25 protein-coding genes and 1 tRNA gene are annotated in these 23347 nt (G+C 66.1%); 9 read left to right on the top strand and 17 right to left on the bottom strand.

Annotation, left to right across the window (positions count from 1 at the left end):
- Nucleotides 1-9: 9 nt before the first annotated feature.
- From E5675_RS02505 to E5675_RS02525, 5 genes are all read right to left on the bottom strand, one after another.
- Nucleotides 10-1290 carry a serine hydrolase domain-containing protein gene (locus tag E5675_RS02505; RefSeq protein WP_136173193.1) on the bottom strand — a complete coding sequence of 427 codons (1281 nt, stop codon included), beginning with the start codon at nucleotides 1288-1290 and terminating at the stop codon, nucleotides 10-12.
- Nucleotides 1291-1368: 78 nt separating this feature from the next.
- A complete protein-coding gene (locus E5675_RS02510) occupies nucleotides 1369-1818 on the bottom strand; it encodes a hypothetical protein (protein WP_136173194.1) in 450 nt (149 codons plus the stop codon).
- Nucleotides 1811-2446, bottom strand: a complete 636-nt coding sequence (locus E5675_RS02515; RefSeq protein ID WP_136173195.1) for a CoA transferase subunit B — start codon at nucleotides 2444-2446, stop codon at nucleotides 1811-1813. The genes E5675_RS02510 and E5675_RS02515 overlap by 8 nt, the downstream gene beginning before the upstream one ends.
- A complete protein-coding gene (locus tag E5675_RS02520; protein WP_210727596.1) occupies nucleotides 2446-3318 on the bottom strand; it encodes an HAD family acid phosphatase in 873 nt (290 codons plus the stop codon). The genes E5675_RS02515 and E5675_RS02520 overlap by 1 nt, the downstream gene beginning before the upstream one ends.
- Nucleotides 3318-4028 carry a CoA transferase subunit A gene (locus E5675_RS02525; protein WP_136173197.1) on the bottom strand — a complete coding sequence of 237 codons (711 nt, stop codon included), beginning with the start codon at nucleotides 4026-4028 and terminating at the stop codon, nucleotides 3318-3320. Before E5675_RS02525 ends, E5675_RS02520 begins: the two co-directional genes overlap by 1 nt.
- A gap of 91 nt (nucleotides 4029-4119) precedes the next feature.
- Between E5675_RS02525 and E5675_RS02530 the strand changes: the two genes are divergently transcribed.
- Nucleotides 4120-5013, top strand: a complete 894-nt coding sequence (locus E5675_RS02530; protein WP_136173198.1) for a LysR family transcriptional regulator — start codon at nucleotides 4120-4122, stop codon at nucleotides 5011-5013.
- On the opposite strand, the gene E5675_RS02535 is transcribed toward E5675_RS02530, so the two are convergent.
- Genes E5675_RS02535 through E5675_RS02545 form a run of 3 tightly spaced genes read right to left on the bottom strand, consistent with a single transcriptional unit; the run spans nucleotide 5005 to nucleotide 7267 of the window.
- On the bottom strand, nucleotides 5005-5655 hold the full coding sequence (locus tag E5675_RS02535; RefSeq protein WP_136173199.1) for an HAD-IA family hydrolase: 651 nt from the start codon (nucleotides 5653-5655) through the stop codon (nucleotides 5005-5007). The two genes, E5675_RS02530 and E5675_RS02535, sit on opposite strands and share 9 nt — an antisense overlap.
- 53 nt (nucleotides 5656-5708) lie before the next feature.
- A complete protein-coding gene (locus E5675_RS02540) occupies nucleotides 5709-6098 on the bottom strand; it encodes a hypothetical protein (RefSeq protein ID WP_136173200.1) in 390 nt (129 codons plus the stop codon).
- A 47-nt stretch (nucleotides 6099-6145) separates the two neighbouring features.
- Entirely contained in the window at nucleotides 6146-7267 is a 1122-nt protein-coding gene (locus tag E5675_RS02545) for a DUF2855 family protein (protein ID WP_136173201.1), read from the bottom strand.
- 58 nt (nucleotides 7268-7325) lie between these two features.
- Between E5675_RS02545 and E5675_RS02550 the strand changes: the two genes are divergently transcribed.
- Nucleotides 7326-7709 (top strand): DUF488 family protein, encoded by a 384-nt coding sequence (locus tag E5675_RS02550; RefSeq protein WP_136173202.1) that lies wholly within the window; start codon nucleotides 7326-7328, stop codon nucleotides 7707-7709.
- Here the strand turns inward: E5675_RS02550 and E5675_RS02555 are convergent.
- Both E5675_RS02555 and E5675_RS02560 read right to left on the bottom strand, forming a co-directional pair.
- Nucleotides 7706-8395: a VIT family protein gene (locus E5675_RS02555; RefSeq protein ID WP_136173203.1), complete on the bottom strand. Its 690-nt coding sequence runs from the start codon at nucleotides 8393-8395 to the stop codon at nucleotides 7706-7708. The genes E5675_RS02550 and E5675_RS02555 overlap by 4 nt on opposite strands.
- 7 nt (nucleotides 8396-8402) lie before the next feature.
- Entirely contained in the window at nucleotides 8403-9323 is a 921-nt protein-coding gene (locus E5675_RS02560; protein ID WP_136173204.1) for an SMP-30/gluconolactonase/LRE family protein, read from the bottom strand.
- A gap of 46 nt (nucleotides 9324-9369) precedes the next feature.
- Between E5675_RS02560 and E5675_RS02565 the strand changes: the two genes are divergently transcribed.
- Together E5675_RS02565 and E5675_RS02570 are read left to right on the top strand one after the other, a co-directional pair.
- Nucleotides 9370-9969 carry a TIGR02466 family protein gene (locus E5675_RS02565; RefSeq protein ID WP_136173205.1) on the top strand — a complete coding sequence of 200 codons (600 nt, stop codon included), beginning with the start codon at nucleotides 9370-9372 and terminating at the stop codon, nucleotides 9967-9969.
- Nucleotides 9970-10099: 130 nt separating this feature from the next.
- Nucleotides 10100-11539 (top strand): NAD-dependent succinate-semialdehyde dehydrogenase, encoded by a 1440-nt coding sequence (locus E5675_RS02570; protein ID WP_136173206.1) that lies wholly within the window; start codon nucleotides 10100-10102, stop codon nucleotides 11537-11539.
- 116 nt (nucleotides 11540-11655) lie between these two features.
- Here E5675_RS02570 and E5675_RS02575 read toward each other — a convergent pair whose 3' ends face one another.
- Both E5675_RS02575 and E5675_RS02580 read right to left on the bottom strand, forming a co-directional pair.
- Nucleotides 11656-12417 (bottom strand): SDR family oxidoreductase, encoded by a 762-nt coding sequence (locus tag E5675_RS02575; protein WP_136173207.1) that lies wholly within the window; start codon nucleotides 12415-12417, stop codon nucleotides 11656-11658.
- Complete coding sequence (locus E5675_RS02580) at nucleotides 12414-12785, bottom strand: dihydroneopterin aldolase (protein WP_136173208.1); 372 nt, start codon at nucleotides 12783-12785, stop codon at nucleotides 12414-12416. The genes E5675_RS02575 and E5675_RS02580 overlap by 4 nt, the downstream gene beginning before the upstream one ends.
- Nucleotides 12786-12875: 90 nt before the next feature.
- Between E5675_RS02580 and E5675_RS02585 the strand changes: the two genes are divergently transcribed.
- From E5675_RS02585 to E5675_RS02600, 4 genes are read left to right on the top strand one after another with little or no spacing between them, the layout of a single operon-like run.
- A complete protein-coding gene (locus tag E5675_RS02585; RefSeq protein WP_136173209.1) occupies nucleotides 12876-13379 on the top strand; it encodes an N-acetyltransferase in 504 nt (167 codons plus the stop codon).
- A gap of 45 nt (nucleotides 13380-13424) precedes the next feature.
- Nucleotides 13425-14009, top strand: coding sequence for a DUF1285 domain-containing protein (locus E5675_RS02590; RefSeq protein ID WP_136173210.1), 585 nt, complete (start codon nucleotides 13425-13427; stop codon nucleotides 14007-14009).
- Complete coding sequence (locus tag E5675_RS02595) at nucleotides 14009-14593, top strand: CoA pyrophosphatase (RefSeq protein WP_136173211.1); 585 nt, start codon at nucleotides 14009-14011, stop codon at nucleotides 14591-14593. The genes E5675_RS02590 and E5675_RS02595 overlap by 1 nt, the downstream gene beginning before the upstream one ends.
- Entirely contained in the window at nucleotides 14593-15786 is a 1194-nt protein-coding gene (locus E5675_RS02600; RefSeq protein ID WP_210727650.1) for a CCA tRNA nucleotidyltransferase, read from the top strand. Before E5675_RS02595 ends, E5675_RS02600 begins: the two co-directional genes overlap by 1 nt.
- On the opposite strand, the gene E5675_RS02605 is transcribed toward E5675_RS02600, so the two are convergent.
- The 5 genes from E5675_RS02605 to E5675_RS02625 all read right to left on the bottom strand — a co-directional run bounded on the left by E5675_RS02605 (nucleotide 15759) and on the right by E5675_RS02625 (nucleotide 22686).
- Entirely contained in the window at nucleotides 15759-17441 is a 1683-nt protein-coding gene (locus E5675_RS02605; RefSeq protein ID WP_247594753.1) for an EAL domain-containing protein, read from the bottom strand. The genes E5675_RS02600 and E5675_RS02605 overlap by 28 nt on opposite strands.
- 89 nt (nucleotides 17442-17530) lie before the next feature.
- A complete protein-coding gene (parC, locus tag E5675_RS02610; protein ID WP_136173214.1) occupies nucleotides 17531-19831 on the bottom strand; it encodes a DNA topoisomerase IV subunit A in 2301 nt (766 codons plus the stop codon).
- Between the two features lie 155 nt (nucleotides 19832-19986).
- On the bottom strand, nucleotides 19987-20385 hold the full coding sequence (locus tag E5675_RS02615; RefSeq protein ID WP_247594754.1) for a DUF2497 domain-containing protein: 399 nt from the start codon (nucleotides 20383-20385) through the stop codon (nucleotides 19987-19989).
- Between the two features lie 104 nt (nucleotides 20386-20489).
- A complete protein-coding gene (locus E5675_RS02620) occupies nucleotides 20490-21983 on the bottom strand; it encodes a TolC family outer membrane protein (protein WP_136173216.1) in 1494 nt (497 codons plus the stop codon).
- Nucleotides 21984-22023: 40 nt separating this feature from the next.
- Nucleotides 22024-22686, bottom strand: a complete 663-nt coding sequence (locus tag E5675_RS02625) for a protein-L-isoaspartate O-methyltransferase (RefSeq protein ID WP_136173217.1) — start codon at nucleotides 22684-22686, stop codon at nucleotides 22024-22026.
- A gap of 254 nt (nucleotides 22687-22940) precedes the next feature.
- Here E5675_RS02625 and E5675_RS02630 point away from each other — a divergent pair.
- Nucleotides 22941-23014 (top strand) — tRNA-Cys (locus E5675_RS02630).
- The last annotated feature ends 333 nt before the right edge of the window (nucleotides 23015-23347 follow it).

Consider the following 23347-nt stretch of genomic DNA (forward strand, 5'->3'; position numbering starts at 1 on the left):
CAAGGAGCCTTATCCCTTCGGGGGTTCGACGATCGCTTTGGCGGCGGTGCGGGCGCTCGTCACCGGAGGCAGTTCGCCAAGGTCGAGCCAGCCCGCGTCGTCGCGCTGATGATAGCTGTCGATCGCGGCGAAGGGGATGCGGAAGGGAAATCCCCAGTCGCTGTTCCACATCGCGACGACGCCGGTGCGCGTCGCCGGTTCGAAAATCATCGTCGCGCGATAGCCCTCGACCGCCCCCGAATGACCTTCGAGCCGGCGCCCGGCATAAGTGAAGCTTCGCCAGCCGAGACCATAGGATGCGTCACTGGTGGCCTGACGCAACGGTCCGCCATAGAGCCGCCCCGTGTCGACGCGGGGGCGATGGGCAAGCTGCAACGCGGGCGCGGGCAGGACATCCGGGCGGCTGCCCATCATTGCCTGCATCCATGTCGCGAAATCGACGATATCGCTTTCGACGCCCGCGGCGGCGGGAACGCGCCAATAAGCTTCCTTGAGCGGCCGGACATGCGCGCCGCGGTGCGGCTTCGCCCAATCCTTGGCGCCCGTCAGCCGCGCCATTCCGTAACCCGCGCTGATCATGCCGAGCGGGCGGAAAAACCGGTTCTCGACCACATCGGCGAAAATCTCGTTCGCGGCCTCGCCCAATATCTCGCTCGCCGCGTCGAAGGCGACATTCTGATAGGTATAGCAAGTGCCGGGGTCGCATTGCAGCGGCGCGGCGCCAAGGCTCGCGCGCAGCAGGGCGGGATCGCGCCCTTCCTCCAGCTTTTCGTCATAGGCATGCCGGGTCAGGCCGGTGCGCTGCGCCAGCAGGTCGTCGAGCGTGAGGCGCGCTTCAGCGCCCCCGGGCAAGCGCAGCGACGTGCGCCAAGCGGCGATCGGACGGTCCAGGTCGACGGTGCCGTCGGCGGCGAGCGCGCCCGCCAGCGCGCCTGCTGCGGTTTTGGAAACTGAGGCCCAGCGGAACAAAGTATGCGGCGTCACAGGCGCGCCGGTTGCAGCGTCGGCGACGCCATAGCTGCGCACGAAGCTGAGTTTGCCGTCTTCGACCACCGCCACCGCCAGCCCCGCCATTTCGGGCCGCTGCGCCAGGTCGGCGAGTTGCCGGTCGAGCGCGGGATAGTCGATCCGGCCGCGCCATTCGGCGGGCGTGTCGGGCAGATTTTCGGCGGCCTTGATCGGGATCGGGACGCTGGCAAGGGGTTTGCCGCCGCCGAGGGCATGGATACCGAACCAGCCGGCCGATCCCAGCGCGGCGACAGCGATTAAAATAGTTACAACGCGCTTCATGGACTCGAGACTGGATTGCGACCTTTATCAGGCCGCTGTCATAGCCCCGACTTGCGCCGCCGTCACCCCCGGCGCGGTTCAGGGCGCCAGATGGCGCCAGGCCTTGAGTGTTCCCGCCGCATAAACCGCGCCATAGGCGAGGACGATCAGCGATGACCAGATCGCGAAACTGTCGCTATGCTGCGGCCGCCAGAAATGAAGCGGCAAGAACAGGAGCGCACGCAGCAGATAGACCGCCGTGATGACGATCAGTCCTGTCCGCAGCAACGGCAGGCGCGGAAGCGAACCGGCCCCCGAAAAGGCATAGGCCGCCCAGACCAGCAGGACCGTCGCAATCGCCAGCGTGATAAGCGTAGGCCGCAGTTCACCCCGCGCCGCCGCACGCGCCATGCCTTCGCCCGCCCCGAAGAATCGATACCAGTCGGGCCCGCCAAAGATGCAGGCGATATGGAGCAGCGCGGCCAGAACCGACAGCCATCCGCCGACGATCAGCCAGATGGAGCCGGGATTGGCCGCGACGTCAGGCAAGGTAATGTGCCGTCGTCTTTTCGGCGACTTCTTCGGCCGTAATCCCGGGAGCGAGCTCGATCAGCCGGAACGGGCTGTCATGATCGTCGCGCTTGAATACCGCGAGGTCGGTGATGATCATGTCGACGACATTCTTGCCGGTCAGCGGCAGCGTGCATGCGGGGATGAATTTGGGGCTTCCGTCCTTTGCGTTGTGTTCCATCACGACGATGATCTTCTTGACCCCGGCGACGAGATCCATCGCGCCGCCCATGCCCTTGATCATCTTGCCCGGGATCATCCAGTTCGCGATGTCGCCATTCTCGGCGATCTCCATCGCGCCGAGGACGGTGAGGTCGATATGCCCGCCGCGGATCATCGCGAAGCTGTCGGCGGAGCTGAAATAGGCCGATTGCGGCAGTTCGCTGATCGTCTGCTTGCCCGCGTTGATCAGGTCGGGATCCTCTTCGCCCTCATAGGGAAAGGGCCCGATGCCGAGCATGCCGTTTTCCGACTGCAGCGTGACCGTCATCCCGGCGGGGATATGGTTCGCGACCAAGGTCGGGATGCCGATGCCGAGGTTGACGTAATAGCCATCCTGCAGTTCCTTTGCGGCGCGCGCCGCCATGTCGTCTCGCGTCCAGGCCATTACTCGGGCTCCCATTGCTTGTCGGAGGGGAAGGCATCGTCCCAGCCCAGCTTTTCCCAGGGGCCGTAGACGGGGTTGGGAAAAAGGAACCAGCCCCTGTCCCATAGATTTTCGGCAGCAGCGCTCGTGGCGAGCGTCATGCGCTGCGCGGCGGGCAGGTCCTTGGCGTTGAACTGCTGGCTGAAATCGCCGAGCTGGTCCCCGCCGAGGATGATCACGCAATATTTCGACGCGATCGCGGCGCGGCGCCCGTCCTTGCTCGATCCGCCGGCGTCGTCGCCCATCAGGAACAGGGTCTCGCCATGCTTGAACTCGCCGAGCCCCGCGGCGCGCAGCGTGTCCTCGCTGCCCTTGGCGTTGGCGGCGCTGCGGTTGGTGTTGGCGATGACGGTGATTCCCGCGGCGCGCAGCCTGTTCACCATTTCGACGCTGCCCGGCATCGCGACAGCCTTGCCCGCGCCGGCCTTTTCCCACTGGTCCCAGATTTTGGGGTCGAACGCCGTACCCTTCTCGGCGAACCAGCGCATCGGGCCAAGGTTCCAGATCAACGTCTCGTCGGCGTCGAACACTGCGGCGAAAGGCTTGTCGCCGCACGGCTCGAACGCCGGCGCGTCCATCGTGGCGCCCGGCGCCAGCACAACGCTGTCCTTCGGCCGCTCCTTGATCCGCCACACGCCATAGTCGGCGATCCGCGCATTGGTCGCGCGCACCGCAACGGCGGCCTCGGGCGAGCCATAGAGATATTGCAGCTGGGCTGCCGGCTTGGCAGCCTCGGAGGGAGCAGCAGGCGGGACAGGGGCAGGGGCTAATTCTGCCGGCACGCTCGCGCACCCGGCAAGGAGCAGTGTGGCGCCAAGGGCGAGCCCGCGCATCACGCCGTCTCGCGCGGGCGCGTCGTGCGGAATTCGATCTTCTTGTCGTAAGGCGCCCCGAGGACGAGGCGCTTCACATAGATGCCGGGCAAATGAATCGCGTCGGGATCGAGGCTGCCGACGGGGACAATTTCCTCGACCTCGGCGACGCAGATCTTCGCGGCGGTCGCCATCGGCTGGTTGAAGTTGCGCGCGGTCTTGCGGAAGATGAGGTTGCCGCTTTCGTCGGCCTTCCACCCCTTGATGATCGCCAGATCGGCGAAGATGCCGCGTTCGAGGATATAATCCTGCCCGTCGAAATTCTTCACTTCCTTGCCCTCGGCGACGAGCGTGCCGACGCCGGTCTTGGTATAGAAGCCGGGGATGCCCGCGCCGCCGGCGCGGCAGCGTTCGGCGAGCGTCCCCTGCGGGCAGAATTCGACCTCGAGCTCGCCCGCCAGATATTGCCGCTCGAACTCCTTGTTCTCGCCGACGTAAGACGAGATCATCTTTTTGACCTGCTTGGTGCGGAGCAGCTTGCCGAGTCCTTCGCCGTCGATCCCCGCGTTGTTGCTGGCGATGGTGAGATCCTTCGTGCCCGCGTCGCGGATCGCGTCGATCAGCCGCTCGGGAATGCCGCACAGGCCGAAACCGCCCGCGCAAATCTGCATGCCGTCGAAGAGGAGGCCGTCGAGCGCGGCTGCTGCGTCGGGATATTGCTTGTTCGCCATGAGGGGGCCTCCTTGCCGGGATGTCGGGCGCGACCTTGGCGCATTTGATCCATCAATTCTAATTGTTCGATTTTTGGATTATACATAGACGATGTCTATTAATCGCGTGTCGCTCTATCATCTCGAGACCCTGCTCTGGATCGACCGGCTCGGCACCTTTTCCGCCGCGGCCGAGCGGCTCAACACGACGCAGCCGACGGTGTCGGCGCGGATGCGCGAACTCGAACAGCGATTGGGGACCGCGCTGTTCCGCCGCGAAGGCCGCGCGATGACGCTGACCGCGGCGGGGCGCAAGCTGGTGCGCGACTGCGACCCGCTTCTCCGCGACATGCAATATGCGCTGCTCGGCAGCGGCGGCTACGGCGAGGCGAGCGGCGTCGTGCGCATCGGCGCAGGCGAGATCGCGGCGGCGAGCTGTCTTCCCGCCTTTGTCGCGGGATTGAAGGCCGATATGCCCCACGTCGGGCTCGAGATCGAAATAGATCTCACCGCGAACCTGATCCAGCAGCTGCTCACCGGGCGCACCGACATGGCCTTTGCCGCGGGACCGATCGCGCACCCCGCGCTCAAGACCAGCCCGATCGGCGAGGTCGAGCTGGTGTGGCTCGCGAGCCCCGCGGTCGCTTCGGCCTTTGCCGGCGGCGAAGCCACGCTTCCCGTCTGGTCGCTCGCCAGTCATTCGCCGATCCACGGCCGGATGCGCGAGGCGATCGCCGCGTCGCGCATCGCACAGAAATCGCTCAACCTCTGCAACAATGCGCGCACGATGATCGACATCGCGAAGGCGGGCGGGGGTATCGGCATCTTTCCGCAGCCGATGGTGTGCGGCGAGGTGGCAAGCGGCGCGCTTGTGCCGATCGAGGCCATGCCCGCGCTGGCCCCGGTCGAGTTCCACGTCGCGATGCGCGTCGCCGACACCGAGCCGGTGCTGACGCAAATCTTCGCGCGCGCGGCAAGACTCAACCTCGCCGACGGATTAGGGTAAATCCATCTCCAGCGCCGCCGACAGGTCGGCGAGCGCCTGTTCGCCGCTCGTCACCTTGATCGCGTGCATGCCGAGCTGGCTCGCGGGTTTGCAGTTGATACCGAGGTCGTCGAGATAGATGCAGTTTTCGGGCCGGACGCCGAGCTTTTCGCACATCATTTCGTAAATCCGCGGGTCGGGCTTGCGTACGCCGACCTTGCTCGATTCGATCACATGGTCGAAGCGCGCCATGATCGCCGCGACCTCGGCGGCCAGCGCCTCGCTCCGCGCCATCCCCGCGCCTTTGCCGCTGGGGACGTTGTTGGTGATGCACGCGATCCCGAAGCCGCCAGCCTTGAGCGTATCGAGCGCCGCGACCATCGCGGGGCGCACCGCCCCCGCGAGAACGGCGAGCACCGCATCGCCCTCGAGCTCGTGCCCGAGCGCTTTCGCCTCGGACGCGAACAGCGCGTCGAACGCTGCGGCGTCGATTTCGGCACGTTCGAACCGTGCCCAGGCGTTGGTGTCGGGATCGGCGGCGTTGACACGGCGCACGAAGTCGCGCGGCAGCCCGCGCTCTTCCTCGAGCCGGTTGAAGGCTTCGAAGGGCGAGGCGGTGATGACGCCGCCGAAGTCGAAGATGACATGCGTATATTTGGACATGGCGCGGCTAGAGCGCAGATTGACGTTAACGTCAACCGGCCCGCTCGCTCGCTCTATTGCACGCGCGCGCCCGACCAGCTCGCATCGTCGATCGTCAGGTCGAGCCGGTCGGGCGAGCGCACCGTGTCGAGCAGGAACACCGACGGCCCGCTCGCTGCAAGGATCGTGTCCATCGCCTTTTCGAGCGGGATGGTAACGGTCGGGATGCGTGCATAGTCCGACCTGATCTCGACCTTGTTCGGACCGGTGCGCGTGACCGTGATCGTGACATCGCCGCGCGACGATCCGCGCGCGTCGGAGATCACATCACCCTTGTAGGTGCCCGCGACGCGGTCGGCGAGGTCGGCCTTGCGCGTGGGCGCGGCCTTGGGTGTTTCCGCGAGCGCCGCGCCCGCTGGCAGGAGCAGCGCGAGCGAGGCGGCGAAGGCAAAGATAGGACGCATGGCTTACCCTTCCGGCGGCTAGGAAAGGAACTGCTCCCACGCGACCCTCATGGGACGACGACGATCCCCTTTCTGGGGTCGGCCTGTCCCGAGAGCATCTCCCGATAGGCGGCAAGCGCCGCGTCGCCGCCGCTGCGCTTATCGACCGAAGTCAGGCGCGGCGCAACGTCCATGAAGGCGAGCCAGGCTTCGGCGACCTTCTGTCCGAACGCCGCGCCGCCCCAGTCGGCGATGCGTTTCTGGCTGCGGCCGGGCGCAAAGAAGCCCTGCCGCTCGGGGCCGGGTAGCGCCGCCTGTCCGCCATCGGCATCCCAATGCGATTTGCCGACGATGATCGAGGCCTTGAGGTTGTTGCCGAAATGGCTGTGCACCGCGCGCGTTACTGCGCCGTTGCCCGCCATGTCGACAAGCGCCGAGGGGGCGCCGGGATTGAGCGTCAATATGTCATCATAGGCCATGACGCGATCGTAGATGTGCTGCGCGCCGAGATCTGCGACATTCGCCTTGCTGGTGAGCCCGATCGTTTCGGGGCGGTGGCCGCCGCGCCGCGCGAGCGAGAAGCCGAGCCCGATCGCGGTCTTGCTCGACGCGCTCGCGATCAGGATTTGGCCCGCACCATAATCGCCCTCATCCTCGAACTGGTCGGCGATCAGCCAGCCCGTCAGGAACAGCGGGCGGAAGACGGGCCAATAATCATGGTCGGCGGCGCGATAGTCGGGGAGCGCCTCGACCCGCTGATAATTGTTGTAGATGGGGGGCAGGGTGGTGCGGCGCGGGGTGACGTCGGTGAAGCCGCTTGGCCCGGCCTTGCCGACGGTCAGCACCGCGTCTTCGGCCATGGGATAGTAGCCATAATATCGATCGCCGACCGCGACGCCCTCGGCATTGCTTTCGGTCACCGTCGCGAAGCCCCAGACCGGGAGCCGGCCGGGTTCGTTCCGTTCGGCGAAGAAATCCCAATAGCCCTGGTCCCCCCCATCTTTGTCTGGGCCGAACAGCCCCGCGGGCTTGCCGAACACCGCGTAAGTGATGTTGTTCGCGGTCATCGCATAGCTGTCGAGATGAACGCGGACCTGTCCTGGCGCGAGTGGCGTATCGGTGTCGACCACCAATTCGGCTTGCGTGATATCGTCGCGATCGATGTCGATCGCCCAGCGTGGTGCGCTCATTGTCCGGACCCCTCCGATTGGCTTGCCCGCGAATGCGGGATGGCCGATAGTCATACAGATGGCGCTGCCCCTGACAATCGCGGTCAAACGCATCCACGAACCGGCTGGTCCCGGGGACGGCACGCGCTTCCTTGTCGACCGGCTGTGGCCGCGCGGCGTGTCGAAGGAAAAAGCTGCGATCGCGGCCTGGCTCAAGCCACTGTCGCCGAGCGATACCTTGCGCAAGCGCTTCCATGGCGAGACCGCGGCTTCGGACGAGGCGTGGGACGCGTTCCGCTCCGATTATTTCGCCGAACTCGATGCGGGCGGCGATGCGGTCAAGGCGGCGCTCTTCACGCTCGACGCGGCGGCGCGGGCGGGCCCCGTGACGTTGCTCTATGCCGCTAAAAACGAGGTGCGCAACAATGCCGCCGCGCTCCGCGAATGGCTGGAGCGGCGCTAACCCACCGTCGTTCCGAGCAGCGAGCCGATCGCGATCGTCGCGGCCATGGCAAAGGCGCCCCAGAAGGTGACGCGCACGATGGGACGCAGCATCGGTGCCTTGCCTGCCCTAGCGCCGAGCGCGCCGAGGATCGCGAGGAATATAAGCGACGCGCCCGACACCGTGAAAGGCAGCGTGTCGCCCTGGTCGACCAGCACCGTCGCAAGCGGCAGCGCCGCGCCGGTTGCGAAGCTCGCCGCCGAAGCCGCCGCCGCCTGCACCGGCCGCGCCGCCATCACATCGGTCATGCCCAGTTCGTCACGCAAATGTGTGTCGAGCGCATTATGCGCGGTGAGCTGTTCCGCGACCTCTTCGGCGAGCGCGCGGGTCAGCCCGCGCTCCTGATAGATTTGCGTCAGCTCCTCGAGCTCAAACTCGGGATCGGCGGCGAGGTGGCGTTTCTCCAGCTCGTCGTCGGCTTTTTCGGCATCGCCCTGCGAACTGACCGAGACATATTCGCCCGCCGCCATCGACATCGCGCCCGCGACGAGCCCTGCTGTGCCTGTGACCAGGATCGACGATTGCGACGCGCCCGCCGCGGCGACCCCGGCGATCAGGCTCGCGGTCGACACGATCCCGTCGTTGGCGCCCAGGATCGCGGCGCGCAGCCAGCCGACGCGCGTGACGGCATGGGTTTCCTCGTGCATCGCTACCTCAATATTGCAGTTGCAGTCCGGGCCGCGCCCAGCGCGTCCTTACCAGCCGCCCGGTGCCCGACAGGGTGATATAAGCGTCCTGCCGGTCGGGCCCGCCAAATGCTATGTTGGTTGTGAAGATATCGTCGGTCACGACGAACTCGACCAGTTCGCCCTGCGGCGACACGACGCTGATCCCGCACTCGCCGATCGTCGCGACGCAGATATTGCCGTTCGCCTCCATGGCGAGGCTGTCGAAGAATTTATAGCCCGCGGGGCGGTAGAGAGGGATGCCGGGGCCGCCGGGCCCCGTGGCGTCGTCGACCTCGCCCGGCGCGATGATGTTGAACTGCGTCAGGCGGCAGGTGTAGGTTTCGGCGATGTAGAGCTTCGTCCCGTCGGGCGAAATGCCGATGCCGTTGGGGTTATAGCTCGGGAAGATCACTTCCTCGATAAGGCTGCCGTCGGCCTTGGCGTAGAAGATGCCGACGATGTCGTGGCAGCGCGCGGCATAATCGACCTTGCCATGGTCGGTGAACCAGAAACCGCCGTGGGCGTCGAACATGATATCGTTCGGGCCGCGCAGCGTGACGCCATGATCGCCCGATTTGTACAGCACTTCGACCGCGCCCGTTTCGATATCGATGCGCTCGATCCGCCCGCCCGAATAATCGTCGGCGATCCCGTGCGGCGCCAGATAGCCGTTCGATTCGACATAGTTGAACCCGCCGTTGTTGCAGCAATAAAGCTTGCCGTCGGGGCCGATCGCAAGGCCGTTGGGGCCGCCGCCGGGGGTTGCGATCACTTCCTTCTTCCCGCCGGGCCAGCAGCGAGTGATTCGCTTTGCTTCGATCTCGACGACGATGACGCTGCCGTCGTCCATCACGACCGGCGCCTCGGGGAAGCGCAATCCGTCGGCGATCAGTTCAAACTCGGCCATCCCCATCTCCCTTGCCCTTCGCTATCCGCTGTGCTTTGCGATCATCATGCCCGTTCGTACGCTGTTCGCCACCAATTTCTACGAGGCCGATATCGGCACGCCCGACCTGCTCGAAGAGCTGGAGGATAGCTGCCGCCTGTTCGCCGAAGAGGATGGCGCGGGCAAGGCGTGGAGCCGCGAGCATGGCTATAAGGGCTATACGAGCTATGCGAGCCTCGGCGACCTGCCCGAGCGCGACCCGGCTTTTTACGACCTCAAGAAGCTGCTCGACAAGCAGGTCAAGGCTTTTGCCAAAGCCTGCCACTTCGACCTCGCCAAGCCGCTCAAGCTCGACAGCCTGTGGGTCAATATCCTGAAACCCGGCGGCACCCACAGCGGCCATATCCACCCGCACAGCATCGTCTCGGGAACCTTCTACGTCACGGTCCCGCCGGGATCGGGCGCGCTCAAGCTCGAGGATCCGCGCCTCGCGATGTTGATGGCCGCGCCGGGGCGCACCGACGCCGCGCCCGAGCATCTCCATCCCTTCATCTATGCCGAACCCGCGGCGGGGCGCGTCTTCCTGTGGGAAAGCTGGTTGCGCCACGAGGTGATGCCCAACGCTGCCAAGGGCGAGCGAATCAGCATCAGCTTTAACTATCGCTGAGGCGGCCTATATGGGGCGCATCTGACCAACCCCCATCCCGTTCGAGTCGAGCGAAGTCGAGACACGCCGGCGCAGCGCGAGAGGCATCTCGACTTCGCTCGATGCGAACGGAATAGTTAGAAAGCCCCCCATGACCGACACCGCGACCTACGACGCCGACCTCCAGCTTTTCATCGCCGGTGCCTGGCGGAGCGGCGAGGGGCGCGAGGCGCGGCCGGTGTTCAACCCGGCGACCGCGGGCACGATCGCCGAACTGCCGGTGGCGACCGCCGCCGACCTCGACGAGGCGCTCGCCGCCGCCGAGCGCGGCTGGCCCGCCTGGCGCGCGAAGACCCCCGACGAGCGCGCCGCGCTGATGCACAAGGCCGCCGGGCTGATCCGCGAACGCGTCGAGCATATCGCGACGCTGATGACGCTCGAACAGGGCAAGCCGATCGGCGAGGCGCGCGGTGAAGTGCTCTCGGCGGCCGGCCTGTTCGACTATTTCGCCGAGCAGGGCAAACGCATCGAGGGGCGCGTGCTCCAGCGCCCGCTGGGCCAGCGCGCGATGGTCACCAAACATCCGGTCGGCCCCGTCGCGGGCTTCAGCCCGTGGAACTTCCCCGTCAACCTGATGGTCAAGAAGATCGCCCCCGCGCTCGCCGCGGGCTGCGTCGTGATCGCGAAAGCGCCCGAGGAAACCCCGGGCTGCACCAGCGCCATCATGCGCTGCATCGCCGACGCCGGCATTGCGGGAGATGTTGTGCAGCTCGTCTATGGCGACCCCGACATGATCAGCCGCCACCTGCTCGCCAGCCCGGTGATCCGCAAGGTCAGCTTCACCGGCTCGACCGCGGTCGGCAAGCATCTGATGAAGCTCGCCGCCGACCGCGTCCAGCGGATCACAATGGAACTCGGCGGCCATGCGCCGGTGCTGATCTTCGACGATTGCGACCTCGAAACCACGCTCGACAAGGTGGTGTGGCAGAAGTTCCGCAACGCTGGGCAGGTCTGCATCTCGCCGACGCGCTTCTATGTCCAGCAGGGCATCTACGATGCTTTCGTGAAGGGCTTCGCCGAGCGGACGGCGAAGGTGAAGATCGGCAGCGGCCTCGACGCCGAAACTCAGATGGGCCCACTCGCCAATGCGCGCCGCATTCCCGCATTGGAAGCGCTGGTTGCCGACGCCAAGGCCAAGGGCGCGCGCGTGATCGCGGGCGGCGAAGCGACGGGCGACGGCTATTTCTTCCAGCCGACCGCGATCGCCGACGTGCCGCTCGAGGCCGATGCGATGAGCCACGAACCCTTTGGCCCGATGGCGCTGATCCGTCCGTTCGGCACCGAGGAGGAGGCGCTCGAACAGGCGAACCGGCTGCCCTATGGCCTTGCGGCGTTCGCTTTCACCGAGAATGGCCGGCGCATCAACCGCATCGTCGATACGATCGAAAGCGGCATGGTCGGAGTGAACAGCTTCGTGATTTCAGCGCTCGACACGCCATTCGGCGGGATCAAGGAATCGGGCTTCGGCAGCGAAAGCGGGCCCGAAGGTCTCGACGGCTATCTCGTCAGCAAGGCGGTGCATATTTACTAAAGCCCAACTAACCCCGTTTCGTGCTGAGCTTGTCGAAGCACCGTCCTTCTCTTCGACGGCGCTGCAAAGAAAGAACGGCCCCTCGACAAGCTCAGGGCAAACGGTTTGGGGTGTGTCTAATCCCGCTCCAGCGCAACGAAATCGCGCCCCATCGGCGCCAGATGCGCGCCGCCGTCGACGAAGATCGTCTGGCCCGTCACCGCTTCGGCGCGTGCCAGATAGACGACAGCGTCGGCGATCTGTGCCGGCGTCGGCAGCGCGCCCAGCGGCATGCGCTTCGCCAGCCGCTCGACCTGCGCGCTCGAATAATCGTCGGTCGCCATCGTCAGCCCCGGCGCGACGGCATTGATCCGCGCGCGACCCCCGAAGGCCACCGCCAGCGTCGCCGTGGCCTGCCACAGCGCCGATTTCGACAGGCTGTACGCGATCTGGTCGGGCACCGGATGGACGACGCGCTGATCGACGATATTGACGATCGCGGGACGCCGGTCGTCGCTCGCCGCGACGAGCGCCTTGGCGAGCATCACCGGCGCCGACAGGTTGATCTGCATCATTTCGGCTATTGTGGCGGCCGAAAGGTCGGCCCATTCGCCCTCGGCGAACAGCGCGGCATTGTTGACGAGCAGATCGGGCGCGCGGCCGAACTTTTCGGCGACGGCGGGGATCAGTGCATCGGCCGCCGCCGGGTCGGCAAGGTCCGCGGCAAAGCGGTGGCTGATCGCGCCGGTCTCGGCCAGTGCCTCCGCAAGCACCGGATCGGCCTCGCCCGGGCTGCGTTTATGGATCGCCAGCGCATAGCCTTCGCGCGCCAGCCGCGCCGAAATCGCGGCGCCTACGCGGTGGAGCCCGCCCGTAACGAGAGCGAGCTTCTGCGTCACTTGCGCACTCGCCGCATGGTGATGCCAATCTCTTCGCCTTCCTCGGCGATCGCGAGCTTGACGATCTTCACCTCGACCTCCTCGACCTTGTCGTCCTGCAGGAACAGCGTGTCGATGATATGGTCGGCGACGCTTTCGATCAGCACGAAATGGACGTCCTTGGGAATGCCCTCGGTCGCCGCGAATTTGAGGTGCATATAGTTTTTTGAGCGACTGAGCGGGGTGGTCGGCTCATAATGATCGGCCATCGCCAGCTTCGCCCGCACCGATATGCGCAGCGGCTGCGGCAAATGCGTCTCTTCGGAATAAATGCCGGTCAATACGTCGACGGTCAGCCCGGTCACTTCCAGCCACAATATATCGGTCACAAGAAAATCCTGTCGAACGGGCGCGACATTCGGCTTTCCATCACCGGCGTCGGACCCTAAAGCGCCGCCGCATTAGCGAAAGGGTACGCGTTGGTCGAGTTACTTCCATTGTCCGATATCGAGCCGCAGGCGGTCGAGGCGCTCCTCGACGCCGCTTTCGGAACGGATCGCTTTGGACGAACCGCCTACCGCCTCCGCGAAGGCGTGGATGCGGTGCCGGCGCTTAGCTTCGCGCTCGTCGGGGACGGCGCGCTGATCGGTACGATCCAGTGCTGGCCGGTCGCGCATCGCGGCGCCGACGGAACCGCGACGTCGCTCGTGATGGTCGGACCGGTGGCGGTGCACCCTGACGCCCAGCGCGGCGGGCATGGCCGTATGTTGATGGCGTATATGCTCGAGGCCGCCGAGACGCGGGCCGACGGCGCGCTGATGATGATCGGCGATCCCGAATATTATGGCCGTTTCTTCGGCTTTACCGCCGACGCGACGGCGGCATGGGATCTGCCCGGACCATATGAGAAGCATCGCCTGCTCGCACGGGCGGTGAACGGGCACAGCCTGCCGACGGGTGCGGGGATGATCGGGCCGCGCTGAGCCGCCCGGGGTTGCACCGCCCGCCGGTCCGCCTATGTCGGATGGATGGTCACCCCCGCGCCCTCGCTTCCGGAGCATTTCTCGCAGCTCTCGCTCGCCGAAGCGGCCGAACTGCTCGCGGCGCGCAAGCTGCCGCCGGTCGAAAGCTGGCACCCCGAACGCAGCGGCGACAGCGCGATGGAAATCCGCGCCGACGGCAGCTGGTTTCACGAGGGAGGGCGCATCAACCGGCCGGCGATGGTCAAGCTGTTCTCGACGATCCTCCGCCGCGAACCGGACGGCGGCCATGTCCTCGTCACCCCGGCCGAAAAGCTGTCGATCGCGGTTGAGGACACCGCCTTCCGCGCGGTCGAAATGAAGAGCGAGGGCGACGGCACGCAGCGCAGGCTCATCTTCCGCCTCAACACCGACGACCTCGTCATGGCGGGCGCCGATCATCCCTTGAGCTTCGGCAGCGATCCCGACAACCCCGATCCGCGCCTGCATGTGCGCGGGACGATCGGCAACGGGCTCGAAGCCCGGATCGACCGTGCGCTCTATTATGAGATCGTCGACATGGCGCTGGCGGATGGAACCGAACCACCCGCGATCTGGTCGAACGGCACGCGTTTCCCGCTGGTGGACGCCTGATGCTCTCCGAAAAGCTGCGCGACGCGCTCGATAATCTGCTGCCCCATCCGGGCGAGGACGAGGCCTATCTCGGAACGCCGACGCTGCGCGACGCCGCGGTGCTCATTGCCTTCACCGACCGGGCCGATCCCGGCGTCATCCTGACCCAACGCCCGCAATGGCTGCGCAGCCACGCGGGACAGGTCGCCTTCCCGGGCGGCAAGATCGATCCGGGCGACCGCGACGCGATCGACGCGGCGCTGCGCGAAGCCGAAGAGGAGATCGGGCTCGACCGCCGCGACGTGATGATCGCGGGCGCGACCGAACCCTATCACTCGGGTAGCGGTTACCGGATCACGCCGGTGCTCGGCGTGATCCCGCCCGATCTCGTCTTCGATCCCAATCCCGACGAGGTCGAGGACTGGTTCGAGGTGCCGCTCGACATCCTCTTCGACCCCGACAATTATGCGCGGCAACATGCGAATTTTCAGGGGCACGACCGCCATTATTATGACATGGTCTGGCAGCGGCGGCGGATCTGGGGCGTGACGGCGGGAATCATCATCAATCTGGCGCGGCGCCTGCCGGCGGGATGGCACCGGTGATGCGGCTCCCGCCCGCCGAATGGCGCGAGCGTCCGGGGCTGCGCCGGATCGTCGCCGCGCTGACCGCCGATAGCGGCGCCGTCAAAGCTGTCGGCGGCGCGGTGCGCGACACGTTGCTCGGCCTGCCTGTCGCCGACATCGATCTCGCGACCCCGCTCCTGCCGGAAGAGGTTACGCGGCGACTCGCGGCGGCCGATATCAAGGTCATTCCGACTGGGATCGCGCACGGCACCGTCACCGCGATCGCCAACGGCGACCATCACGAGATTACGACGCTGCGCCGCGATGTCGAAACCGACGGCCGCCGCGCCACGGTCGCCTTCGCCAACAACTGGCGCGACGATGCTGCGCGCCGCGACTTCACGATCAACGCGCTTTATGCCGATCCCGACACGGGCGTGATCGACGACTGGTTCGGCGGCTTGGTCGACCTCGAAGCGGGGCGGGTCGCCTTTATCGGCGACGCCGCGACGCGCATCGCCGAGGATCATCTGCGCATCCTGCGCTTCTATCGCTTTGCGGCGCGTTTCGGGCGCGGCGACCTCGATCCCGCCAGCCACGCCGCGGTGGTGACCACGCGCCAGTCGCTCAAAAGCCTGTCGCGCGAGCGGATCGCCGACGAACTGCTCAAGATCCTCGCGCTGCCCGATCCCCGCGCGATCGTGGGGCAGATGGCGGCCGACGGCATCTTCGAGGTGTTGCTCCCCGAACTCGATGCGGGCTTTGCCGCCGCCTTCGATCGGCTCGTGGTCAATGAATGTGCGGCTGCCGCAGCCATCGCGCCGCTCCGCCGCCTGTCGGCGCTGCTACCGGCCGACGCTGAGGTCGCCGAACAGGTCGCAAGCCGCCTCCGTCTCTCGACACGGCACCGCAAGCATCTCGCCGCGCTCGGTCGACACCGTGCCGACGTCGAGCGACCGATCCGCCAGCTTGCGCACGCAATAGGCGTCGACGCCGCGCGCGACGTCCACCTTCTCGCCGGCGACCCCGCGGCTATCGGGGCCTTGTCAGGCTGGACGGTTCCCGCGCTGCCGCTGAAGGGGGGCGACATCGTCGCGCGCGGAATTGCGGCGGGCCCCGAGGTCGCGCGCATCCTGAAAGCGGTCGAGACCGAATGGGTGGCGGAGGATTTCCCCGGCGCGTCGCGCGTCGCCGAACTCGTCGATCAGAAGATCGGCCGCGCCAGCGACTGACGCCAATAATCGAGCGCCGCCTTGCCATCCATCGGCCGCGCGAACAGGAACCCCTGCCCGAAATCGCAGCCGAGCGCCGACAAGAGCCGCGCCTGGTCGGTCGTCTCGACCCCCTCGGCGGTGGTCTTCATTCCCAGCACTTCGGCGAGGCTCTGGATTGTGCGGACGATTGCGACCTTGTCGCGGTCGTCGACCATATGCTCGACGAAGCTGCGGTCGATCTTGAGCACGTCGATCGGCAGGCGCTGGAGATAGGCGAGGTTCGAATAGCCGGTGCCGAAATCGTCCATCGCGACGCGCGCGTCGAGCGCCTTCAGTTCGCTCAGCACCGACAGCGCGAGGTCGGGGTCGCCGATGATAGCGCTTTCGGTCAGTTCGATCATCAGCCGTTCGCCGCCGATCTTGTGTTTTTCGAGCGCTTGGCGGACGACACCGGCGACATCGTCGCGGACCAGCTGGATCGCCGAGACGTTGACCGAGAAATAGGCGTCGACGACCGCGCCGCCATTCTGCCGGTCCCATTCGGCGAGCACCGCCGCCGCCTTGCCGATCGCCCATTGGCCCAGCGGGACGATCAGCCCCGAATCCTCGGCGATCGGGATGAATTCGGTCGGCGAGACCGCATGCCCGCTGCTATTGTCCCAGCGCGCGAGCGCCTCGAATCCGGCGACGCGGCCGCTCGACAGTTCGATCAGCGGCTGAAAGGCGAGGTGGAGCCGGTCTTCCTCGATCGCGTTGCGCAGCTCGGTCTCGAGCCCGAAGCGATTGTCCGACAGCATCGCGGCTTCGGGTTCGTAGATTTCGATGCGGTCGGTCTGCTTCGCGCGCTTGAGCGCGATTTGCGCGTGACGGATCTGGTCGGCGATATCGGTGTCAATCGCGGGCTGGATCGCGCAGCCGAGCGCGCAGTCGACGCTGACCTTGAGTTCGCCGATGCGGAACGGATGATCGAAGCAGCCGCGGATACGCCGTGCCATTTCGCGCACATCGGCGCGGCCGCCCGCGATGCGCGACGAGATGGCGAACTCGTCGCCGCCGGTGCGCGCCAGCATGTCGCCGCTGCGCAGGCTCGACTTCAAGCGCCGCGCCACGGTGATGATCAGCTCGTCGCCCGCCATCGGGCCGATATGTTCGTTGATGCGCGAAAAGCGCGCGAGGTCGAGCAGCAGGATCGCATGGTCGCCGCCCGGTCCCTCGGTGCGTGCGCGCTGTTCGACCAGTTCCTCGAAGCCGGCGCGGTTGGGCAGCCCGGTCAGGCTGTCGGAGACGAGCTCGCGGCGCAGGTTGCGCTCGGTCATCATCTCCTGCGTCCGGTCGATCAGCGTCAGCAGGAACAGCCCGTCGTCGCCCGATTCGGTGGGCAGCGGGCCGATCGATCCGCGCAGGTCGCGCGCCGCCGGTCCTTCACCCAGCTGGCACGAGAATTCCTGCGATTCCTCGGGATATTGCGACGCCCGCTCGATCGCGCGGAGCAGTTCGATCGGCGCATCGACGCCCACGGGTGACAGGCTGAGCCTGTCAAAGGCGGCGTTGCTCGCATGAAGCCGGAAATTGCCGCGCGCCATCGGCCGGATCAGCGCGGCCGGTACCGGAAGAGCGTCGATCCAGCCGACGAACAACAAGGGCCGGTCTTCGCCGGTTCGATCAATAGGCATAACAGAGGGTTTTGTGCGACCTTTCCCCATTGCCCAGTGCCTAGGTCACGGGAAGTAAAGAAGGGATTTACGGCTACCTGTAAATACGGTCAGCCGAAGCGATTGTTCCGCGGGAAACCGGTCGGCGGCATCCGGCCCGCCGCGCCGCGCGCGACGCGCCAGGGCGCGAGGTCGGTTTCGGTCCGCGTCCGGCCGGTGTCGCCGCCCATCGCCCAGCTCAAACCCTCGGCAAAGGCGAAGCTGACCACGTCGGAGAGGCCGCCGTCGCGATAGCGCTGCAGCATCACGCCCTGGCCGCGCGCCATTACCGGCACCTCGGCAAGCGGAAAGACGACGAGCTTGCGGTTCTCGCCGACCGCCGCGACACTGTCGTCCTGCGTGCCGATCGAGCGGACGACGGCGAGTGACGCATTGGGCTTCAGATTGACGACGTTGCGTCCCTTGCGCGTCTCGGCGACCACTTCGCTCATCTGCGCGACGAAACCGTGGCCGCTCGTCGAGGCGAGCAGCAAGCGCCCGTCGGCGCTCGCCGGGATAAGCGCGACGATTCGCGCCTCGGGATCGATGTCGACCATCAGGCGCAGCGGCTCGCCGAAACCTCGACCGCCGGGCAATTTGTCAGCGCCGACGGTGAAGAAACGCCCGTCGCTCGCGGCGATCAGCAGCTTGTCGGTGGTCTGCGCGTGCGCGGCGAAGAGCAGCTCGTCGCCTTCCTTGAACTTGAACTCGCTCCACTGGTCGAGCGCGACATGACCGCGCTGGGCGCGAATCCAGCCGCGTTTCGACAGGATGACCGTCACCGGTTCCTTCTCGATCATCGCGTCGAGCGGGATTTCGCGCGTTGGCGCGGCTTCGGCGATCGTCGTGCGCCGCGCGCCGAGCAGGGTCTCGAGCCCATAGACGTCGCGCAGCTTTTCGAGGTCCTTGCGCAGCCGCGTCTTCTGCCGCGCCGGGCTCTCGACCAGCTTCGCGAGTTCCTCGCGTTCGGCGGTCAGGTCGGCCTGCTCGCGCTTCAGCTCCATTTCCTCGAGCTTGCGCAAGCTGCGCAGACGCATGTTAAGGATCGCTTCGGCCTGCCGGTCGGTGAGAATGAACTCTTCGATCATCACCGGCTTGGGCTCATCCTCGGTGCGGATGATCTCGATGATCCGGTCGAGGTTGAGGAAGGCAATGATGTAACCCGCGACGAGCTCGAGGCGGTCGTCGATCTTGGCGATCCGGTGCTGCGCACGGCGGACGAGGACGATGATCTGATGCTGCAGCCATTCGGTGAGCAGCTGTTTCAGCCCCATAACCTTGGGCGTGCGCGTCGCGTCGAGGACATTCAGATTGAGCGCGAAACGGCTTTCGAGGTCGGTCAGCCGGAACAGGCTCTCCTTCAGCACCTCGGGGTCGACGTTGCGGCTCTTGGGTTCGAGGACGATGCGCAGATCCTCGGCGCTTTCGTCGCGAACATCCTCGAGGATAGGGAGCTTCTTGTCGGCGATCAGCTGCGCGATCTGCTCGATCAGCTTGCCCTTGGCGACGCCATAGGGGATTTCGCTGATGACGAGCTGCCAGGTGCCGCCCGACAATTTCTCGATGCCGCTCTCTTCCCAGTCGCCGCCGGCAGTCTTGCCGATCGAGAAACGCGCCCGGACGCGAAAGCCGCCGCGTCCGGTTTCATAGGCGTGGGCGATCGTCTCGGCGCTGTCGACGACGATGCCGCCGGTCGGGAAGTCGGGGCCTCTCACATGTTCGAGCAGCTCGGAAAGCTCGGCATTCTGATTCTCGATCAGCAACAGCGCGGCGCCGATCACCTCGGCGGCATTGTGCGGCGGAATGTTCGTCGCCATACCGACCGCGATCCCGCTCGCGCCATTGGCGAGAAGGTTCGGGAAGAGGCCCGGCATGATTTCGGGTTCTTCGTCCTCGCCATTATAGGTCGGACGGAAATCGACCGTGCCTTCGTCGAGCCCTTGCATCAGGTCGATCGCGACGCGCGTCAGCCGTGCCTCGGTATAGCGGTATGCCGCGGCGTTATCGCCATCGATATTTCCGAAATTGCCCTGACCATCGACGAGCGGATAGCGAAGCGAGAAATCCTGCGCGAGACGGACCATCGCGTCGTAAACCGCCGTATCGCCGTGCGGGTGGAATTTACCGATGACGTCGCCGACCACGCGCGCCGACTTCTTGTAACCCTGCGACGGATCGAGCCGCATCGCGCGCATCGCCCAGAGCAGGCGGCGGTGGACGGGCTTCAGCCCGTCGCGCAAATCCGGAAGCGAACGCGCGGTGATCGTCGAAAGTGCATAGACAAGATAGCGTTCGGACAGCGCGCTGTCGAACGGGGTATCAATGCTGTCACCGGGCTCTGAAGGGGGGAGGTCGTCTGTCGTGCTGGCCATTATCCACCGCCGATAGCAAGGCTGGCGCGCCAAGGCAAAGCCTTGCGTTTACGCGGCGCGATACGGGGCGCCATGTCGGGAAGGGAGCAGCAACGCGCCGAAGACCGTCAATCCGGCATCGCGTCCGAAAACTGCAAGCGTCTGGAATTGGACTTCTAGAATTTGCGGCCGGTAATCCGGCTGATTTCCTTAGCGACCATCGCTTCGACGAGCGGGGGCAGGTTGGCGTCGAGCCAGTCCTTGAGCATCGGGCGCAGCGCGTCGAGGACGACGTCTTCCATCGTGCGGCCGGCGGCTGCGGGCGGCGCGGCGACGGGTGCGGCAGCAGCGGCCGGCGCGACCGCGGCGGTCAAAGCTTCGAGCGACTGGCGCGCGGCATCGGCGCTCGCTTCGGAGACCAGCTCCTCGGCCTCGGATGCTTCCTCGGCGGCGCGATCTTCCTGCTCCTGAAGGTCGAGAATATCATCGGCTTCGGGGACACGCGCCTCGCGCACAGTACCCGGCGTTTCGTCGCGAGCGATCACGCGCCGAATCGACGACAAGATATCTTCCATCGACGGTTCCCGCGACATATCGCCCATAACCAGCCCCCTAAACCATCGCGATTACCGGATGGTTAACGCTTCTCTTACCGGTCCAGGGCGCATTTTGCCAAGACTTATTGTGGCGAGAGCGACGGCGGGCCTTCGGGAACGCCGGCATTGGCGGCCGGAACCGCGCGCGTGTCGTTCGCGACCTGTTGCGGCGCCGGGTCGTCGGCCCAGTCCCATAGCTCGCCCTTCACGCGCTTGTAGTTGACCTCGGGATCATAGAGCGCGCCGCCCTCGAGCCCCAGGTCGCGCGCCTCGGCCTTGCCCATCGCCGCGAGCACCGAGAAAGCGGCGACATAGGAGTTGCGCTGCGCCGAGACGAGCTGGACCTGGGTGTTCAGATATTCCTGTTCGGCGTTCAATATGTCGAGGATCGACCGCGTGCCGACGCTGTTTTCGGCGCGCACGCCCTCGAGCGAGAGCGCGTTCGCGCCGACCGCCTGCTGCGTCGCGGCGATGATGCGCTCGTTCGCCTGCCACGCGGCATAGGCGCCGCGCGTCTGCGCGATCACGCCGCGTTCGACCTCGATATATTGCTCGATCGCCTGGCTGCTGCGCGATTGCGCCTGGCGCACCTGCGCCGAACGGCGGCCGCCAGTGAAGATCGGCAGCGTGACTTGCACCCCGGCCGCGGCGCTTGACGTTTCCTGCGTAACGCTGACCCCGGGAACACCGCTGTTCAACGATCCGAGGTAATTATTGTAGCCGCCGTTGAGGATCGCCGAGACCTTGGGCGCACGGCTCGACTTGGCGGTGCCGATGTCGGCTTTCGACGCGTTGACCCGTTCGTTCGCCGATTCGATGTCGGGGTTGCTGTTCAGCGCGATCGCGACCGCCTCCTCGGCGGTGCCGGGCAGATTCGGGAGCTGCGGCGGCGCCTGCAGGTCGGCCGGCGCCTCGCCGACGAGGCGGATATAGCCCTCGCGACTGGCGATCAGATTGGCTTCGGAGGTGCGCAGGTCGCCTTCCGCCAGCGCGAGCCGCGCTTCGGACTGGGCGACATCGGTGCGCGTCAGGTCGCCGATCTCGAACCGGTCGCTCGTCGCCTGCAAATTGGTGCGCAGCACCGAGACATTCTTCTGGTTCAGCTGGACGATCGCCTGATCGCGGATGACATCCATATAGGCGCCGACAACTTGCGAGAAGACGCTCGCCTCGGTCGCGCGCAGGTCGGCCTGCCCCGCCTCGACGCGATATTTCGCGGCGCGCACCGCGTTGCGCACTGCGCCGCCCTGATAGAGTGGAACCGTCAGCTGCGCCCCCGCGGACAGCGACCGCGCGGGCGCGTTGAAGCTGTTGCCGGGAACGATGAGGTTTTCGTCGTAGCTCGCCTGCGTGCCGATGTCGGGAAGGCCGTAGCTCTTTTCGATCGGGACATTTTCGTCGTTCGCGCGCTGGCCGGCGCGCGCCGCGGTCAAGGTCGGGTTGTTTTCATAGGCCTTGGCGAGCGCCCCCTGCAATGTTTCCGCATGCGCACCCACAGGCAGCAGCAAAGCGCCCGCGGCAAGGCCGGCAAGCCAGTGGGCACGACGAAGGGATGGTTTCTTATCGGTATCGGTCATCGTGGTGTCAGCCTGAAACAAGGAAGGGTGGACCCGATCGTCAGAATTGAAAGCCCGCGGGTGAGGCAAAACCGGGCAAGGACGCGACATCCATGTCGGCGAAGCTGCGCAGCGCGACAGCGTCGCCGACCTTGACGCCCTCGACCAGCCGCGTGACCGCGCCTTCGCGGCGCGCAGCGACGAGCCGGCCGCCTTCGGCGAGCTGCGCGACGAGCGCGGCGGGCATCGTTTCGATCGCGCCTTCGACGATGATGCGGTCGAACGGGGCGGCATCGGGCGCGCCGGCAGCGAGCGGGCCCTGGATCCAATGGATATTGGCGTCGGCGGTCGCTGCCTGTGCGGTCGCCATCAACTCCGCATCTTCCTCGACCGCATGAACCTCGGCACCCAGCCGCGCGAGCAGCGCGGCGGTGTAGCCGGTCGCGCTGCCGACGAGCAGGACGCGCATGCCCGGGCGCACCGCCGCGGCGACGAGCATACGGCCAGCGACGAGCGGTGCGTTCAGCGCGCGGCCGTTCGCGAGCCCGATCGCGCGGTCCATATAGGCCACGCCGGCGAGCGCGGCGGGCACATGCGCCTCGCGCGGCACGACGGCCATCGCGCCGATCACCGCGGGATCGATGACATCGTTCGTCCTGAGCTGGCTGTCGATCATGGCGGAGCGCATCTCCGCCGCCGTGATTTCGCTAAACTTCGTCGCCATCAGTCTTTTCCGATTCCCTGGAATTTGAGCCTGTGCGGGGCCGCTTTAGCCGAAGCCGTGCTGTATTGCAATGGTAATACAGCCATGCCACCGCATGCTGCCGCGCATAGCTGGCAACGCGGGTGGCGCCAACCCCGCATCGCCCGCCCGTCGCGGCGCTTCCGGCGAATCCTTGACAAGCCGGCGAAAGGTCCTCACTAGCGGCGCCGTCCAACCCCCGGCCCATCCCTTGGCGATGCGGCATTTCGGATCGAGGCCCGATGGCGGAGTGGTGACGCAGCGGACTGCAAATCCGTATACGCCGGTTCGATTCCGGCTCGGGCCTCCAAAATTTCCCCAATATACCATCGCATCCCCCCGCGAAGGGGATAGCGGTCTTTCCTGACGGCAAGCTGACAGGAGGCGGCATTCATCGCAATTTGAGAGGGCGCCGCAACGACAAAGGGCCGCCCCTTTCGGGACGGCCCTTCCATTGTCGTGCCTGTCGCGGACAGCTTAGCCGAGCTTGACCCCCGCGAGGACGGTCATGCTCAAATCTGCCGCATGCGGCGTGTGACAATGAGACATTCGACCACCTCCTTTCGCTTGTTGACGATGGCCTCGATCTAGGGCTTTCCGTGATCGATTCAAGAGACGGCGAAAGCCGACCCTTGCCGTCTGT

The sequence above is a fragment of the Sphingopyxis sp. PAMC25046 genome (assembly GCF_004795895.1).
Taxonomy (GTDB): Bacteria; Pseudomonadota; Alphaproteobacteria; order Sphingomonadales; family Sphingomonadaceae; genus Sphingopyxis.